The sequence below is a fragment of the Caulobacter rhizosphaerae genome (assembly GCF_010977555.1).
In the GTDB taxonomy this organism is placed as follows: domain Bacteria; phylum Pseudomonadota; class Alphaproteobacteria; order Caulobacterales; family Caulobacteraceae; genus Caulobacter; species Caulobacter rhizosphaerae.
Genome location: NZ_CP048815.1, coordinates 1,556,384 through 1,568,666 on the forward strand (window position 1 = coordinate 1,556,384; position 12,283 = coordinate 1,568,666).

At 69.7% G+C, this 12,283-nt stretch carries 16 protein-coding genes and 1 tRNA gene; 12 read left to right on the forward strand and 5 right to left on the reverse strand.

The features are described 5' to 3' along the window. Window positions 1-15 precede the first annotated feature (15 nt). Entirely contained in the window at window positions 16-1,020 is a 1,005-nt protein-coding gene (locus tag G3M57_RS07345; protein ID WP_056761806.1) for a zinc-binding alcohol dehydrogenase family protein, read from the reverse strand. 109 nt (window positions 1,021-1,129) lie between these two features. On the opposite strand from G3M57_RS07345, the gene G3M57_RS07350 reads away from it, so the two are divergent. From G3M57_RS07350 to dxs, 7 genes are all read left to right on the forward strand, one after another. Continuing rightward, window positions 1,130-1,486 (forward strand): winged helix-turn-helix transcriptional regulator, encoded by a 357-nt coding sequence (locus tag G3M57_RS07350; RefSeq protein ID WP_056761805.1) that lies wholly within the window; start codon window positions 1,130-1,132, stop codon window positions 1,484-1,486. Between the two features lie 3 nt (window positions 1,487-1,489). Continuing rightward, on the forward strand, window positions 1,490-2,410 hold the full coding sequence (locus G3M57_RS07355) for a histone deacetylase family protein (RefSeq protein ID WP_056761803.1): 921 nt from the start codon (window positions 1,490-1,492) through the stop codon (window positions 2,408-2,410). 48 nt (window positions 2,411-2,458) lie between these two features. After that, window positions 2,459-3,088: a histidine phosphatase family protein gene (locus G3M57_RS07360; protein WP_056761800.1), complete on the forward strand. Its 630-nt coding sequence runs from the start codon at window positions 2,459-2,461 to the stop codon at window positions 3,086-3,088. Window positions 3,089-3,209: 121 nt separating this feature from the next. Continuing rightward, window positions 3,210-3,452 carry an exodeoxyribonuclease VII small subunit gene (locus G3M57_RS07365; RefSeq protein ID WP_056761797.1) on the forward strand — a complete coding sequence of 81 codons (243 nt, stop codon included), beginning with the start codon at window positions 3,210-3,212 and terminating at the stop codon, window positions 3,450-3,452. Further along, window positions 3,452-3,802 (forward strand): tRNA-binding protein, encoded by a 351-nt coding sequence (locus G3M57_RS07370; protein WP_056761793.1) that lies wholly within the window; start codon window positions 3,452-3,454, stop codon window positions 3,800-3,802. Before G3M57_RS07365 ends, G3M57_RS07370 begins: the two co-directional genes overlap by 1 nt. Then, complete coding sequence (locus G3M57_RS07375; RefSeq protein ID WP_056761789.1) at window positions 3,799-4,683, forward strand: polyprenyl synthetase family protein; 885 nt, start codon at window positions 3,799-3,801, stop codon at window positions 4,681-4,683. Before G3M57_RS07370 ends, G3M57_RS07375 begins: the two co-directional genes overlap by 4 nt. A 17-nt stretch (window positions 4,684-4,700) precedes the next feature. Beyond that, window positions 4,701-6,617, forward strand: a complete 1,917-nt coding sequence (gene dxs, locus G3M57_RS07380) for a 1-deoxy-D-xylulose-5-phosphate synthase (protein WP_056761784.1) — start codon at window positions 4,701-4,703, stop codon at window positions 6,615-6,617. A 41-nt stretch (window positions 6,618-6,658) separates the two neighbouring features. Here dxs and G3M57_RS07385 read toward each other — a convergent pair whose 3' ends face one another. Beyond that, window positions 6,659-7,150 carry a hypothetical protein gene (locus G3M57_RS07385; RefSeq protein ID WP_163229723.1) on the reverse strand — a complete coding sequence of 164 codons (492 nt, stop codon included), beginning with the start codon at window positions 7,148-7,150 and terminating at the stop codon, window positions 6,659-6,661. A gap of 253 nt (window positions 7,151-7,403) precedes the next feature. After that, a tRNA-Lys gene (locus G3M57_RS07390) sits at window positions 7,404-7,479 on the reverse strand. A gap of 81 nt (window positions 7,480-7,560) precedes the next feature. Between G3M57_RS07390 and G3M57_RS07395 the strand changes: the two genes are divergently transcribed. The 3 genes from G3M57_RS07395 to G3M57_RS07405 all read left to right on the forward strand — a co-directional run bounded on the left by G3M57_RS07395 (window position 7,561) and on the right by G3M57_RS07405 (window position 9,421). Then, window positions 7,561-7,899, forward strand: coding sequence for an Hpt domain-containing protein (locus G3M57_RS07395; protein WP_163229725.1), 339 nt, complete (start codon window positions 7,561-7,563; stop codon window positions 7,897-7,899). A gap of 98 nt (window positions 7,900-7,997) precedes the next feature. After that, window positions 7,998-8,828, forward strand: coding sequence for a TIGR00266 family protein (locus G3M57_RS07400; protein ID WP_163229727.1), 831 nt, complete (start codon window positions 7,998-8,000; stop codon window positions 8,826-8,828). Between the two features lie 26 nt (window positions 8,829-8,854). Next, window positions 8,855-9,421 carry an HD domain-containing protein gene (locus G3M57_RS07405; protein ID WP_163229729.1) on the forward strand — a complete coding sequence of 189 codons (567 nt, stop codon included), beginning with the start codon at window positions 8,855-8,857 and terminating at the stop codon, window positions 9,419-9,421. 3 nt (window positions 9,422-9,424) lie between these two features. Here G3M57_RS07405 and G3M57_RS07410 read toward each other — a convergent pair whose 3' ends face one another. Further along, the gene (locus G3M57_RS07410) at window positions 9,425-9,754 is read right to left on the reverse strand and encodes a chorismate mutase (RefSeq protein ID WP_162251701.1); all 330 of its coding nucleotides are present in this window, start codon (window positions 9,752-9,754) and stop codon (window positions 9,425-9,427) included. 60 nt (window positions 9,755-9,814) lie between these two features. Beyond that, on the reverse strand, window positions 9,815-10,771 hold the full coding sequence (gene gcvA, locus G3M57_RS07415) for a transcriptional regulator GcvA (protein WP_056761768.1): 957 nt from the start codon (window positions 10,769-10,771) through the stop codon (window positions 9,815-9,817). 221 nt (window positions 10,772-10,992) lie between these two features. On the opposite strand from gcvA, the gene cobA reads away from it, so the two are divergent. Together cobA and G3M57_RS07425 are read left to right on the forward strand one after the other, a co-directional pair. Beyond that, window positions 10,993-11,916: a uroporphyrinogen-III C-methyltransferase gene (cobA, locus tag G3M57_RS07420; protein WP_163229731.1), complete on the forward strand. Its 924-nt coding sequence runs from the start codon at window positions 10,993-10,995 to the stop codon at window positions 11,914-11,916. Further along, complete coding sequence (locus tag G3M57_RS07425) at window positions 11,913-12,278, forward strand: DUF2849 domain-containing protein (protein WP_057184028.1); 366 nt, start codon at window positions 11,913-11,915, stop codon at window positions 12,276-12,278. Before cobA ends, G3M57_RS07425 begins: the two co-directional genes overlap by 4 nt. Window positions 12,279-12,283 lie beyond the last annotated feature (5 nt).

Genomic DNA, 12,283 nt, shown 5'->3' on the forward strand with positions numbered 1-12,283 from the left:
CCGTCTTGCAACGGGTCAGAAGCCTTCGAGCACGATCTTGCCGCGCGTCCTGCCGCTCTCGACGGCCGCGTGGGCCGTCTTGAGGTTGGCGGCGTTGATCGGGGTCAGCACCTGGGTCAGCGTGGTCTTCAGCCGGCCGGCGTCGACCAGGTCGGCGACGGCGTCCAGCAGGCGGTGCTGCTCGATCATGTCTGGAGTCTGATATAGCGAGCGGGCGAACATCATCTCCCAGTGCAGCGAGATCGACTTCCACTTCAGCGGCAGGGCGTCGAGGCTCTTGGGATCGTCGATCACCCCGAGGCGGCCTTGCGGCGCCAGGATCTCGACCAGGGCCGGGAAGTGGTCGGTCGTATTGGTCAGGCTGGCCACCAGGCCGACCGGGCCGGCGCCGGTCGCCTTGACCGCCGAGACGAGGTCGCCGGCATGATCGACGACGTGGTGGGCGCCCAGCGCCAGGCACCAGTCGCGCGTTTCGGGCCGAGAGGCGGTGGCGATGACCGTCAGGCCCGTCAGCTGACGGGCCAGCTGGATCAGGATCGAGCCGACCCCGCCGGCCCCGCCGACGACGAGCAGGGCGCCGGTGCTGTCCGTCGTGGCGCCCAGTCGGTCGAACAGCAGCTCCCAGGCGGTGATCGCCGTCAGGGGCAAGGCGGCGGCCTCGGCGAAGGACAGGCTGGCGGGCTTCCTGCCGACGATACGTTCGTCGACCAGCTGGAACTGCGCGTTGGAACCCGGGCGGTCGATGGCCCCGGCGTAGAACACCGGGTCGCCGACCTTGAACAGTGTCGCCTCCGGTCCGACCGCCTCGACAACCCCGGCGGCGTCCCAGCCGATCACCTCGGCCTGGCCCTCGACCGGTTTACGGCTGGCGCGGACCTTGGTGTCGACGGGATTCACCGAGACGGCGCGGACGGCGACCAGCAGGTCGCGGCCGGTCGGGACGGGCTGAGGCAGGTCCAAGTCGATCAGCGACTCGGGGACGTCGATGGGCGAGGGGGCTTTGAAACCGACGGCTTTCATGGGGGTCCTCAGGGCTTGATAGGTTTGGCCTGGACCCCCAGATCGGACTAGCCTGCGAAGCGCGCAAGTACGGCGAAATTCTGTAGGTAGTACACCAAAGGATACCGTGATGACCAAGCGTCGCGACTACAGCTGCGCCGAAGGATGCCCGGTCGAAGCCACCCTCGACCTGCTCGACGGCAAGTGGAAGGGCGTGATCCTGTTCCACCTGAAGCGGGACGGCACGTTGCGGTTCAACGAACTGGGCCGGCGGCTGAGGGGGATCACCCAGCGCATGCTGACCAAGCAGCTGCGCGAGCTGGAGGAGGTCGGCCTGGTCGATCGCCGGGTCTACGCCCAGGTGCCGCCGAAGGTCGAATACAGCCTGTCCGACGAGGGCCGCAGCCTTGGGGCGGTGATCGACGCCCTGGCCGCCTGGGGCGAGGGTCGCATCGCCCGGTTGGCGGCCGCCCCGAAAGCGGCCTGAGCCATGGAGGTCGCGCTCCACACCCATCCGGACATGCTGGACCACCGGCCTGGCGACGGTCACGCTGAGCGGCCCGAACGTCTGCGGGCGGTGATCGAGGCGCTGGAGGACGACGCCGGTCTGGACCTGGAGCGATTCGAGGCTCCGCTGGTCGACTTCGCCGACCTGGCGCTGGTGCATCCGCAAGGTTTCATCGACGCCATCCTGGCCGCCGCGCCGCGCGCCGGCCGCCACGCCCTCGACCCGGACACCGTGCTGTCGGCCGGCAGCCTGACGGCGGCCCGCCGCGCCGCCGGGGCGGTGGTCGCCGCGACCCGGGCCGTGGCGGACGGGCAGGGGAAACGGGCCTTCTGCGCGGTGCGGCCGCCGGGCCACCACGCCGAGCCGAGCACGGCCATGGGCTTTTGCCTGTTCTCCAACATCGCCGTGGCCGCCCGCGTCGCCCAGGCGGCCGGCCTCAAGCGCGTGGCGATCGTCGACTTCGACGTCCACCACGGCAACGGCACCCAGGCGGCGTTCGAGCATGATCCGAGCGTGTTCTTCGCCTCGATCCACCAATCGCCCCTCTATCCGGGCACCGGCGATCCGTCCGAGACCGGGGTCGGCAACGTCGCCAACGCCATCGTCGCCCCGCACGCCCCTCGCGAGGTCTGGCGCAAAGGCTTCGAGGGACTGATGGACCGGGTCGACGGGTTCGCCCCAGAGCTGATCCTGGTCTCGGCCGGCTTCGACGCCCATGTCCGCGATCCGCTGGCCGCCCAGAGCCTGGAGGCCGAGGATTTCGCCTGGGCGACACGAGCGATCGCCTCGGTCGCCAACCGACGTTGCGGCGGGCGTATTGTTTCCTCGCTCGAGGGCGGCTACGACCTAGAGGCGCTCGGCCGCTCGGCGGCGGCGCATGTCAAGGCGTTGCAGGAGGGGTGAGAGGTTCGATCGGGTCGCCGGGGGCGACCAGCCGGACCTCCAAGATCTATGGCCGACGAATCCGCCGACCACCTTTCCTCGCCGGGACCTTCCGGACCTGCCGAGCGCCCTGGCGCGATCACCCTGGCCCGTCACGGCGAGCCGGCCCTGTCGCGCAAGGTCCGCTTCAACGCCCCGGCCTACGGCGAATGGTGGGCGCGCTACGAAGAGGGCGGGCTGCTGCCCGGCCAGACTCCGCCGGAGTTCCTGAAGGCCACGGCCAGGCGGGCCGGGGTGATGATCGCCTCGACGCGCCGCCGCTCGATCGAGACGGCCACGGCCGTGGCCGACGGCAAGGCCTTCGCCACCGATCCGCTGTTCATCGAGGCGCCCCTGCCGCCGCCGCCCTGGCCGCGCTGGATCAAGATGTCGCCCAAGCACTGGGGCTTCTTCGCCCGGTTCTGGTGGTGGTTCTTCGATCACCACGCCGGCCAGGAGAGCCGGGCCCAGGCCGAGATCCGCGCCGACCAGGCCGCCGACCTGCTAATCGACCTGTCGAAGAACGGCCAGGAAGTGCTGCTGGTGGCCCACGGCTTCTTCAACACCATGATCGGCCTGTCGCTTCAGAAGCGCGGCCTGAAGAAGACGCTGGACCAGGGATTCCAGTACTGGTGCGTGAAGCGCTTCGAGCGGCCCTGACCGCGCGCGCGGGCGCCGGGGACCTCGGCGCCCCGGGCCCCGTTCACCAAAAGCCCCGCCAACGGCGTTGCCCGCGCCGCGGCCCGCCACTAGGGTGCGCCCATTCGCCCCCGGAGTAGAAATGATCAGTCCGCAAGATCTTGAAGGCATGAGCTTCGAGCAGGCCCTGGCCCGTCTGGAGCAGATCGTTGGCGAGCTGGAGTCCGGCAAGGCCGAGCTCGAGCGCTCGATCGAGATCTACGAGGACGGCGCGGCGCTGAAGGCCCACTGCGAGAAGAAGCTGGAGGCGGCCCGCCTGAAGGTCGAGAAGATCGTGCTGGGCCAGGGCGGCGCCGTCACCGCCGAAGCGGCCGAGTTCAACTGATGGGCCAGGCGTCGCCCCAGATCGGCTACGAGGACTTCGAACGGGTCGATATCCGCATCGGCACGGTGATCGAGGCCACGCCGTTTCCGGAGGCGCGCAAGCCCGCCTACAAGCTGACCATCGATTTCGGTCCCCAGATCGGGGTGAAGAAATCCTCGGCCCAGGTGACCAAGCACTACGCCCTGGACGAACTGATCGGCCGCCGCGTGGCCGCCGTGGTCAATTTTCCGCCGCGCCAGATCGGTCCGGTGAAGTCCGAGGTCCTGTGCCTGGGGTTTCCGGACGCCGAGGGCGGCGTGGTGCTGATCGACGTCGACCGCGACGTTCCCAACGGGGGGAAGCTGTTTTGATCGACCTCGAAAAGCGCATCGTCCAGGCCGCCGACATCGTCACCGTGGCGCTGGACGAACTGCTGCCGCGGGCCGACGGTCCGGAGAGCCGCCTGACCGAGGCCATGCGCTACGCCGCCCTTGGGCCCGGCAAGCGCCTGCGGCCGTTCTTCGCCCTGGAGACGGGCAAGATGTTCGACCTTCCGGAGCGGCCGGTCCTGCGCGCCGCCTGCGCCCTGGAGTGCATCCACGCCTACAGCCTGGTGCATGACGACCTGCCGGCCATGGACGACGACGACATGCGCCGCGGCCGTCCGACCGTCCACGTGCAGTACGACGAGGCCACGGCGATCCTGGCCGGCGACGCCTTGCAGACCGCCGCCTTCGAGATCATGGCCCACCCCGACACCCACGACGACGGCCATGTCCGCTCGGAACTGGTGCGCAAGCTGGCGATCGCCTCGGGCGCCAAGGGCATGGCCGGCGGCCAGATGATCGACCTGTTGGGCGTTCGCGACGACCTGGGCGCGGTGGCCCGCATGCAGCGCCTGAAGACCGGCGCCCTGATCGCCTTCGCCTTCGAGATCCCGCTGATCATCGCCCGGTCCAAGCCCGAGGAGCGGGCGGCCCTGATGGGATTCGCCCAGGACCTGGGCCTGGCCTACCAGATCGTCGACGACATTCTTGACGCCGAGGGCGACGAAGCGGTGCTGGGCAAGGCGGCCGGCGGCAAGGACGCCGCCAAGGGCAAGGCCAACTACGTCACCCTGCTGGGCCTCGAAGCGGCCAAGGAACGAGTCAACCTCCTGGCCGCTCAGACTCGGTCACATCTCGATATTTTCGGCGAACGGGCCGAACATCTGCGCCTTAGCGTGGATTTCGTGCTGGACCGCCGCAACTGACCGCGCTTTCTTCGGACATGCCTGCCTTGACCCCTCTCCTCGACACCATCGCCTCGCCCGCCGACACCCGCGGCCTCAGCGTGGCCGAACTGAAGCAGCTGGCGAGCGAGGTGCGGGCCGAGACCATCGACGCCGTCTCGGTGACCGGCGGACACCTGGGCGCCGGCCTGGGCGTGGTCGAGCTGACCGTCGCCCTGCACCACGTGTTCGACACGCCCAGGGACATCGTCATCTGGGACGTCGGCCACCAGGCCTATCCGCACAAGATCCTGACCGGCCGCCGCGACCGCATCCGCACCCTGCGCCAGGGCGGCGGGCTGTCGGGCTTCACCAAGCGGGCCGAAAGCGAATACGACCCCTTCGGCGCGGCCCACGCGGCCACCTCGATCTCGGCGGCGCTGGGCTTCTGCGCCGCGCGCGACGCGAAAGGCGAGAACAACAGCGTCATCGCCGTGATCGGCGACGGCTCGATGAGCGCCGGCATGGCCTACGAGGCCATGAACGCGGCCACCGACACCACCAAGCGCTTGATCGTCATCCTCAACGACAACGACATGTCGATCGCCCCGCCGGTGGGGGGGATGAGCGCCTATCTGGCCAACCTCGTCTCGGGCGGCGCCTATCGCAAGGTGCGCAAGCTGGGCAAGACGGTGGTCGAAAAGCTGCCGACCCCGATCCGCGACGCAGCCCGCAAGGCCGAGGAATACGCCCGCGGCATGGTCACCGGCGGCACCTTCTTCGAGGAGCTGGGCTTCCACTATGTCGGCCCAATCGACGGCCACGACATGGATGCCCTGGTCAGCGTGCTGACCAACGCCAAGAACTTCGACGAGAAGCCCGTGCTGGTCCACGTCGTCACCCAGAAGGGCAAGGGCTACGCCCCGGCCGAGGGGGCCGACGACAAGCTGCACGCGGTGGTCAAGTTCGACGTGGTCACCGGCCAGCAGCACAAGGCCGCCGCCGGCCCGCCCAGCTACACCAAGGTGTTCGCCCAGGAGCTAATCAAGCACGCCGCGATCGACGACAAGATCGTGGCCATCACCGCCGCCATGCCCTCGGGCACGGGCCTGGACCTGTTCGGCAAGGCCTTCCCCGAGCGCACATTCGACGTCGGCATCGCCGAGCAGCATGCGGTGACCTTCGCCGCCGGTCTGGCCGCCGACGGCATGAAGCCGTTCGCGGCGATCTATTCCACCTTCCTGCAGCGCGGCTACGACCAAGTGGTGCACGACGTGGCCATCCAGCGCCTGCCGGTGCGCTTCGCCATGGACCGCGCCGGCCTGGTCGGCGCCGACGGCCCGACCCACGCCGGCACCTTCGACATCGGCTTCATGGGGGCTCTGCCCGGCATGGTGCTGATGGCCGCCGCCGACGAGGTGGAACTGGCCCACATGGTCTCGACCGCCGTGGCCATCGACGACCGTCCCAGCGCCTTCCGCTATCCGCGCGGCGAGGGCCTGGGCCTGACCCTTCCGGAGCTCGCAGCCCCGCTGGAGATCGGCAAGGGCCGCATCGTCCGCGAGGGGACCAGCGTCGCCATCGTCTCGCTGGGCACGCGCCTGACCGAATGCCTGAAGGCCGCCGACCTGCTGGCCGCCCGCGGCCTGTCGGCCACGGTCGCCGACGCGCGTTTCGCCAAGCCGCTGGATGTCGACCTGTTGCTGCGCCTGGCGCGCGAGCACGAGGCGATCATCACGGTGGAGGAGGGGGCCATGGGCGGCTTCGGCGCCTTCGTGCTGCAGGCCCTGGCCGAGCACGGAGCCCTGGACCGCGGCCTGAAGATCCGCACCCTGGTGCTGCCCGACGTCTTCCAGGACCAGGATAAGCCCGACCTGATGTACGCCCAGGCCGGCCTCGACGCCGAGGGTATCCTGCGCGGGGCGCTGTCGGCGCTGGGCATCGACAACATCAGCGCGGCGGGGCGTCGGGCTTAAGGCGGATCGATACTCGAAATCGTGCGCCCAACATCTTCGCCCTAGGTCGAGCAGGCCTTGAAGAACGCCTTCACCTGCCGCTGATCGGCCGAGGCGGCGTCGAGGTCGTGGTGGGCGTCGGCCACGAGCAGGTCCAGGTCGCCGGTGCGGCGGAAGGCGCGCAGCGCCGAGGCGTCGACCGTGGTGCGGGCTTCCAGCACGCCGCCGTCCATGCCCGACACCGCCGGCTGGGCCCTCAGCCGGATGACCGAGCGGCCCGAGGCCAGGGCGATCTCGCCGCCCGCCACGCCCGTCGTGGTCAGGGTGACGCCCGAGGCGTGGGGCGCGCAGGCCAGCATCATCACGACGTCGTCGCTGTTCGGCCGGCCATAGGCCAGCTTGGGCCCTTCGCCGGCGTTGTCCATGTAGTTCCAGCCGTAGCCCGGTTGGCCGGCCCGGTCATGGGCGCAGGCCCCCAACGTCAGCCCGCCGAGAGTCAGGAGCAGCAGCAGGGCGTTGGGCGGCAGGCGGGTGGACAGGCGGCGGCGAGGCATGGGCGGTCCCTTCGTCAAGGGAACGTCCGTCCCGGCGCGCGGGTTCAGCGCCGCGCGGTTTACGGCTCCCGTTCGCGTTGGCCCGTCCAGGCCCGACCTGGCGCAGGATCGCTGGATCGCCCCGCCGGCGACCGCGGGAGGAGCGGCGATTTCCAGGGGCGTCAGAGACGGCGGATTGGGCTATCGTCCGTCCGGCCCGAGCGTGTCGGGATCCCCGGAGGGGAGGGCTTGAGGATCGGATTTCGGAGGAAGATGGTGGGCGCAGTAGGATTCGAACCTACGACCCGCTGATTAAGAGTCAGCTGCTCTACCAACTGAGCTATGCGCCCGCGCGACCCGAAGCGATGGTTTGCCTCGGCGGCGAGGCGCGGAACATACGCAAAGAATCTTGGAACGCAAGGGACTATTTTTTGGCCAGACGAGATATCAGCGGAGCCGTGGATTTCGCTTACCTGGAAGGGTTCGCGATGAACGATTCCACGGTCATCGACGAGGTGCTGGCGCTGTTTCGCGAACAGGCCGCGCTGTGGACGCCGATGCTCGACAAGAGCCATCCCGGCTGGATGGACGCGGTCCATACGGTCAAGGGCGCGGCGCGGGGCGTGGGGGCCTTCGTCCTGGGGGATGTCTGCGCGCAGGCGGAGGCGGGGACCCGGAGCCTGGGCGATGTGCGTAACGCCCTGGACACTGCGCTGCTGGACATCGCCGCCTACGCCCACGAACGGGCGCTGCGGTCGCTGAAGGGGTAGGGAGTCTCTCATTCGCCCCTGAACTTACGAACCTGTAATTGGCTTGCCGCGCGGCGCTCGCCTAGGCTGCGGGCGCCATAACGGGAGTCCCTTCGACCATGACCAACAGCCCCTGGTCCCACCAGCGCAGCGCCAGCGTCGCCGATGACGTCGATTTCGAGATCAAGGGCCAGGAGCTGCAGTTCCTGGAGATCGAGCTGGATCCCGGCGAGAGCGCCGTGGCCGAGGCCGGGTCGTTCGTCTGGAAGGACGCCAGCATCCAGATGACCACGGTGTTCGGCGACGGCTCGGGCGATACCGGCGGCGGCTTCATGGGCAAGCTGCTGGGGGCGGGCAAGCGCCTGGTCACCGGCGAGAGCCTGTTCACCACCGTCTTCACCCACACCGGCTCGGGCAAGGCGCGCGTGGCCTTCGCCTCGCCGACGCCGGGTTCGATCCTGCCGCTGAACCTGGGCCAGCTGGGCGGGAGCTTGATCTGCCAGAAGGACAGCTTCCTGGCCGCCGCGCGCGGCGTGTCGATCGGGATCCATTTCCAGAAGCGGATGATGACCGGCCTGTTCGGCGGCGAGGGCTTCATCATGCAGCGCCTGGACGGCGACGGCTGGGTGTTCGTCCAGATGGGCGGCACGCTGGTCGAGCGCGAACTGCGGGCCGGCGAGGAGCTGCACGTCGATACCGGCTGCCTGGCGGCCTACACGCCGGGCGTCGACTTCGACCTGGTCACGGCCGGCGGCGTGCGCAGCGTGCTGTTCGGCGGCGAAGGGCTGTTCTTCGCCCGGCTGCGTGGACCGGGGAAGGTGTGGATCCAGTCCCTGCCGTTCTCGCGCCTGGCCGGCCGGATGCTGGCGGCCGCCGGCGGCCAGGGCGGCAATCGCGGCGAGGGGTCGATTCTGGGCGAACTGGGCGATCTGATCGGCGGGAATCGATAGGCCGTAGCATTGTGAGGAAGGGCGCGATGCTTTCGGACGCGGTTCTGGCGGACATCCGTGCCCTCCACGAGGGGGAGGACCGCGGCTACCATGACTGGAGCCACCCCTTGGCGTTGCTGGGCCAGCTGGCGGAGATCGAGACCGAGCTTGATGATCCGCTGGCGGTGCGATGCGCGATCCTGCTGCACGACGCGATCTACGAGACCCGCAGCGCCGAACTCGCCCGACGCATGCTGGACAGCGTCGTGCCGGCGGCCACTCTGGAGCGGGCGGTGCGCTTGATCGAGGCGACGCAGCACCACGCCGTTCCCGAGGATCTTCCGCCCGGCGAGGTCGGCGACATGGCGCGGTTTCTCGACATGGACCTGTCGATTCTCGGCGCCGCGCCTGAGGCGTTCGACGCTTACGAAGCTGGCGTCCGGCACGAGTATCGGGAGGTCCCGGAAACCGTTTTTCGGGCCGGACGCGCGGCGATTCTCGAGCGCTTCCTGGAGCGGGACGCGCTGTACTTCTCGGACTGGGGCAAGGCCAGGTTCGAGGCCAGGGCGCGCGAAAACCTCCGGCGCTCCATCAGGCGGCTGAAAGCCGACTGAGGCCTAACCCTTCGTCCGATCCCAGCTGTCGTACTCATAGGCGATGCAGCGGTCGATCAGCGTACGCCAAACCGGCTCGGCGATGGCTTCCGACAGGCCCGACTCGCGGGCGGCGATCTTGACCTTGTCGACCACGTCCTCGATCCGGGCGCGGTCGAACACCTTGTTGCGGTCGGCCTTGATGCGGGCGGCGGCGTCCATGTAGCCCTGGCGCTCGGCCAGCAGCGCCACCAGGGCCCGATCCAGGGCGTCGACCCCCTGGCGGACGTCGAGCATCGTCTGGCAGTCGGCGGGGGCGAGGCGCTCGTCGACGTTGAGAGTCGTCTTGATCATGCGCCCCTTTAAGCCGTTTTGAGCGGCGGGGACCATACCAAACCTGACCGTGGCGGCCGCCTAGATGCCCGCGCCGTTGTCCATGGTCAGCAGGGCCGCTTCATGGGCGGCGGCCTCGTCCCTGAGCCAGGCCACGAAGGCCTTGACCTGCGGCAGGCGGCCCTTGGCCTTGGGGTGGACGACGTAATAGGCGAAATCGACCGCCGTGGCGGCTTCGAACGGGATCACCAGCCGGCCGGCGTCGAGATCGGCCTGGGCCAGGGTCTGCTTGGCCAGGGCGACGCCGCGGCCGTTGGCGGCGGCCTCGATCACCAGGCTGGACTGGTTGAAGCGCGGGCCACGCGCCCCGTCGACGCTCTTGATGCCCCGCGCGGCCAGCCACATGGCCCAGTCCGGGCAGCTGTCGTCGGCGTCGGGCGAGCCGTCGTGCAGCAGGATGTGGCGCGACAGGTCCTCGGGCGTTTCCAACGGGTTGGACGCCAGAAGTTCAGGGCTGGCGACCGGGATCACCGTCTCGCTCAGCAGGCGGATCACCTCCAGGCCCGGATAGCGGCCCGAGCCGTAGCGGATGGCCAGGTCGACCTCGCCGGCCGCGAAGTCGACGACCTCCATGCCGGCCGACAGCCAGACGTCGACCTGGGGCTGGGCCTGCTCGAACTTGCCCAGGCGCGGCACCAGCCACTTGGCGGCGAACGAGGGAGCGGCGGTCAGGGTCAGGCGGCGGCCGTCGACCGCGGCGGTCAGCAGGCTGGCGGCCTCGGCCAGCCGGTCGAAGGCCTCGCGCAGGGCGGGCAGGGCGGTCTGGGCCGCGTCGGTCAGCAGCAGGCCCTTGGGCGTGCGCTTGAACAGGGCCGCGCCGACATAGTCCTCCAGGTTCTGGATCTGCTGGCTGACCGCGCCCGGCGTCACCGACAGCTCGTCGGCGGCGCGGCTGAAGTTCAGGTGACGCGCGGCGGCCTCGAACGCGCGCAGGGCGTTCAAGGGCGGGAGGCGACGTCGTTCGGACTGTCTTTCCATGAGTTTTACTGAACGCCCCGGCAGAAGACCTTGTTTGCGAATTGGCCCGGTCGCGACCAATTTGCAAGCGTTCGCTGATGGAGATGGCCCTTTTCCTTGGCGAACGCGAGCGGGGCGGACCCTAGGGTTCGCCCCGCAATGCTTTGAAGCGCACCGGTTTGGCGAACGCGCCGGTCCGGCGCATCGCCAATGGTGGCTGGCTTATAGAGGACCTGAATCTGATGGCTCGGCCAACGGTCCGATCCGCTTCCCGGTCGAAGGCCGGTCTCGTCGCTCTCGGCGGCGGGACGGACGCGCGCGCGCCGGGCCGGGTGACCCTGGTTGGCGCGGGGCCCGGCGATCCGGAGCTGCTGACGATCAAGGCGCTGAAGGCCCTGCAGGCCGCCGAGGTGGTGGTCCACGACGGCCTGGTGTCCGACGAGATCCTCGACCTGGCGCCGGTGGCGGCGCGGCGGATCAACGTCGCCAAGCGCAAGTCGCGCCACACCCTGCCGCAGGACGACATCAACAAACTGCTGGTCGCCCTGGCCCTGGACGGCCTGACCGTGGTGCGGCTGAAGGGCGGCGATCCGTTCCTGTTCGGCCGCGGCGGCGAGGAGCTGGCCGCCTGCCGCGAGGCCGGCGTCGACTGCACCGTCGTTCCCGGCGTGACCGCCGCCCTGGCCGCCTCGGCCGGAGCCGGCGCGCCCTTGACCCACCGTGGCGCCGCCCAAGCCGTGACCTTCGTCACCGGCCACGCCGCTCATGGTGAGCCGGATCTGGACTGGACCGCCCTGGCGCGGCCGAACCAGACCGTCGTCGTCTATATGGGCGTCTCGACCGCCGGCCTGATCGCCGAGCGCCTGACGGCGGCTGGCCGGGCCGGCTCGACCCCGGCCCTGATCGTCGAGAACGCCAGCCGCGCCGATGAGCGCCGTCTCCTGACCACCCTGGCCGGCCTGGCGCTCGCCGCCGAGGGCCTCAAGGGCCCGGCGCTGCTGATGGTCGGCGAGGCCATGGCGATGGCCGACGTCGTGCCGAACAACATCGTCCTTCGACAAGCTCAGGATGAGGTTGTCTCGGGCGCTGCAGTAGACCTCATCCTGAGCTTGTCGAACGACGAGGTCGCCTCTCCGAAAGTCCAACGCGTGAGCCCCGGTCAATGAAAGCCATCACCGCCAATCGCCTGATCGACGGCGAGGTCGTGTTCTGGAAGGCCGGCGCCTGGGTCGAGGGCTTCGGCGACGCCCAGCTGTTCGGCGAGGGCCAGGACGCCGAGGTCGAGGCCGTGGTGGCCAACGGCAAGGCCCAGCCGACGGTGGTGGTCGACGTCTATCCGATCGACCTGGCCCCGGTGGACGGCGGCCTGGCCCCGATCAGCTATCGCGAACGCATCCGGGCCCTGGGGCCCACCAACGAACCCACCCACGGCAAGCAGGCCGTCGGCGGCGAGGTGATCGAGGCTCTGCGCCACGCCGCGGGCGCGGCCCGCTCCACCGGTCGCGTCGACCTGATCCGCAGGAAGTAAGCCTC

Excerpts from the sequence above, each read along its gene's own strand:
- G3M57_RS07345 (WP_056761806.1), bottom strand. The coding sequence starts at position 1,020 with ATGAAAGCCGTCGGTTTCAAAGCCCCCTCGCCCATCGACGTCCCCGAG.
- G3M57_RS07350 (WP_056761805.1), top strand. The coding sequence starts at position 1,130 with ATGACCAAGCGTCGCGACTACAGCTGCGCCGAAGGATGCCCGGTCGAA.
- G3M57_RS07355 (WP_056761803.1), top strand. The coding sequence starts at position 1,490 with ATGGAGGTCGCGCTCCACACCCATCCGGACATGCTGGACCACCGGCCT.
- G3M57_RS07360 (WP_056761800.1), top strand. The coding sequence starts at position 2,459 with ATGGCCGACGAATCCGCCGACCACCTTTCCTCGCCGGGACCTTCCGGA.
- G3M57_RS07365 (WP_056761797.1), top strand. The coding sequence starts at position 3,210 with ATGATCAGTCCGCAAGATCTTGAAGGCATGAGCTTCGAGCAGGCCCTG.
- G3M57_RS07370 (WP_056761793.1), top strand. The coding sequence starts at position 3,452 with ATGGGCCAGGCGTCGCCCCAGATCGGCTACGAGGACTTCGAACGGGTC.
- dxs (WP_056761784.1), top strand. The coding sequence starts at position 4,701 with ATGCCTGCCTTGACCCCTCTCCTCGACACCATCGCCTCGCCCGCCGAC.
- G3M57_RS07385 (WP_163229723.1), bottom strand. The coding sequence starts at position 7,150 with ATGCCTCGCCGCCGCCTGTCCACCCGCCTGCCGCCCAACGCCCTGCTG.
- G3M57_RS07400 (WP_163229727.1), top strand. The coding sequence starts at position 7,998 with ATGACCAACAGCCCCTGGTCCCACCAGCGCAGCGCCAGCGTCGCCGAT.
- G3M57_RS07405 (WP_163229729.1), top strand. The coding sequence starts at position 8,855 with ATGCTTTCGGACGCGGTTCTGGCGGACATCCGTGCCCTCCACGAGGGG.
- G3M57_RS07410 (WP_162251701.1), bottom strand. The coding sequence starts at position 9,754 with ATGATCAAGACGACTCTCAACGTCGACGAGCGCCTCGCCCCCGCCGAC.
- gcvA (WP_056761768.1), bottom strand. The coding sequence starts at position 10,771 with ATGGAAAGACAGTCCGAACGACGTCGCCTCCCGCCCTTGAACGCCCTG.
- cobA (WP_163229731.1), top strand. The coding sequence starts at position 10,993 with ATGGCTCGGCCAACGGTCCGATCCGCTTCCCGGTCGAAGGCCGGTCTC.
- G3M57_RS07425 (WP_057184028.1), top strand. The coding sequence starts at position 11,913 with ATGAAAGCCATCACCGCCAATCGCCTGATCGACGGCGAGGTCGTGTTC.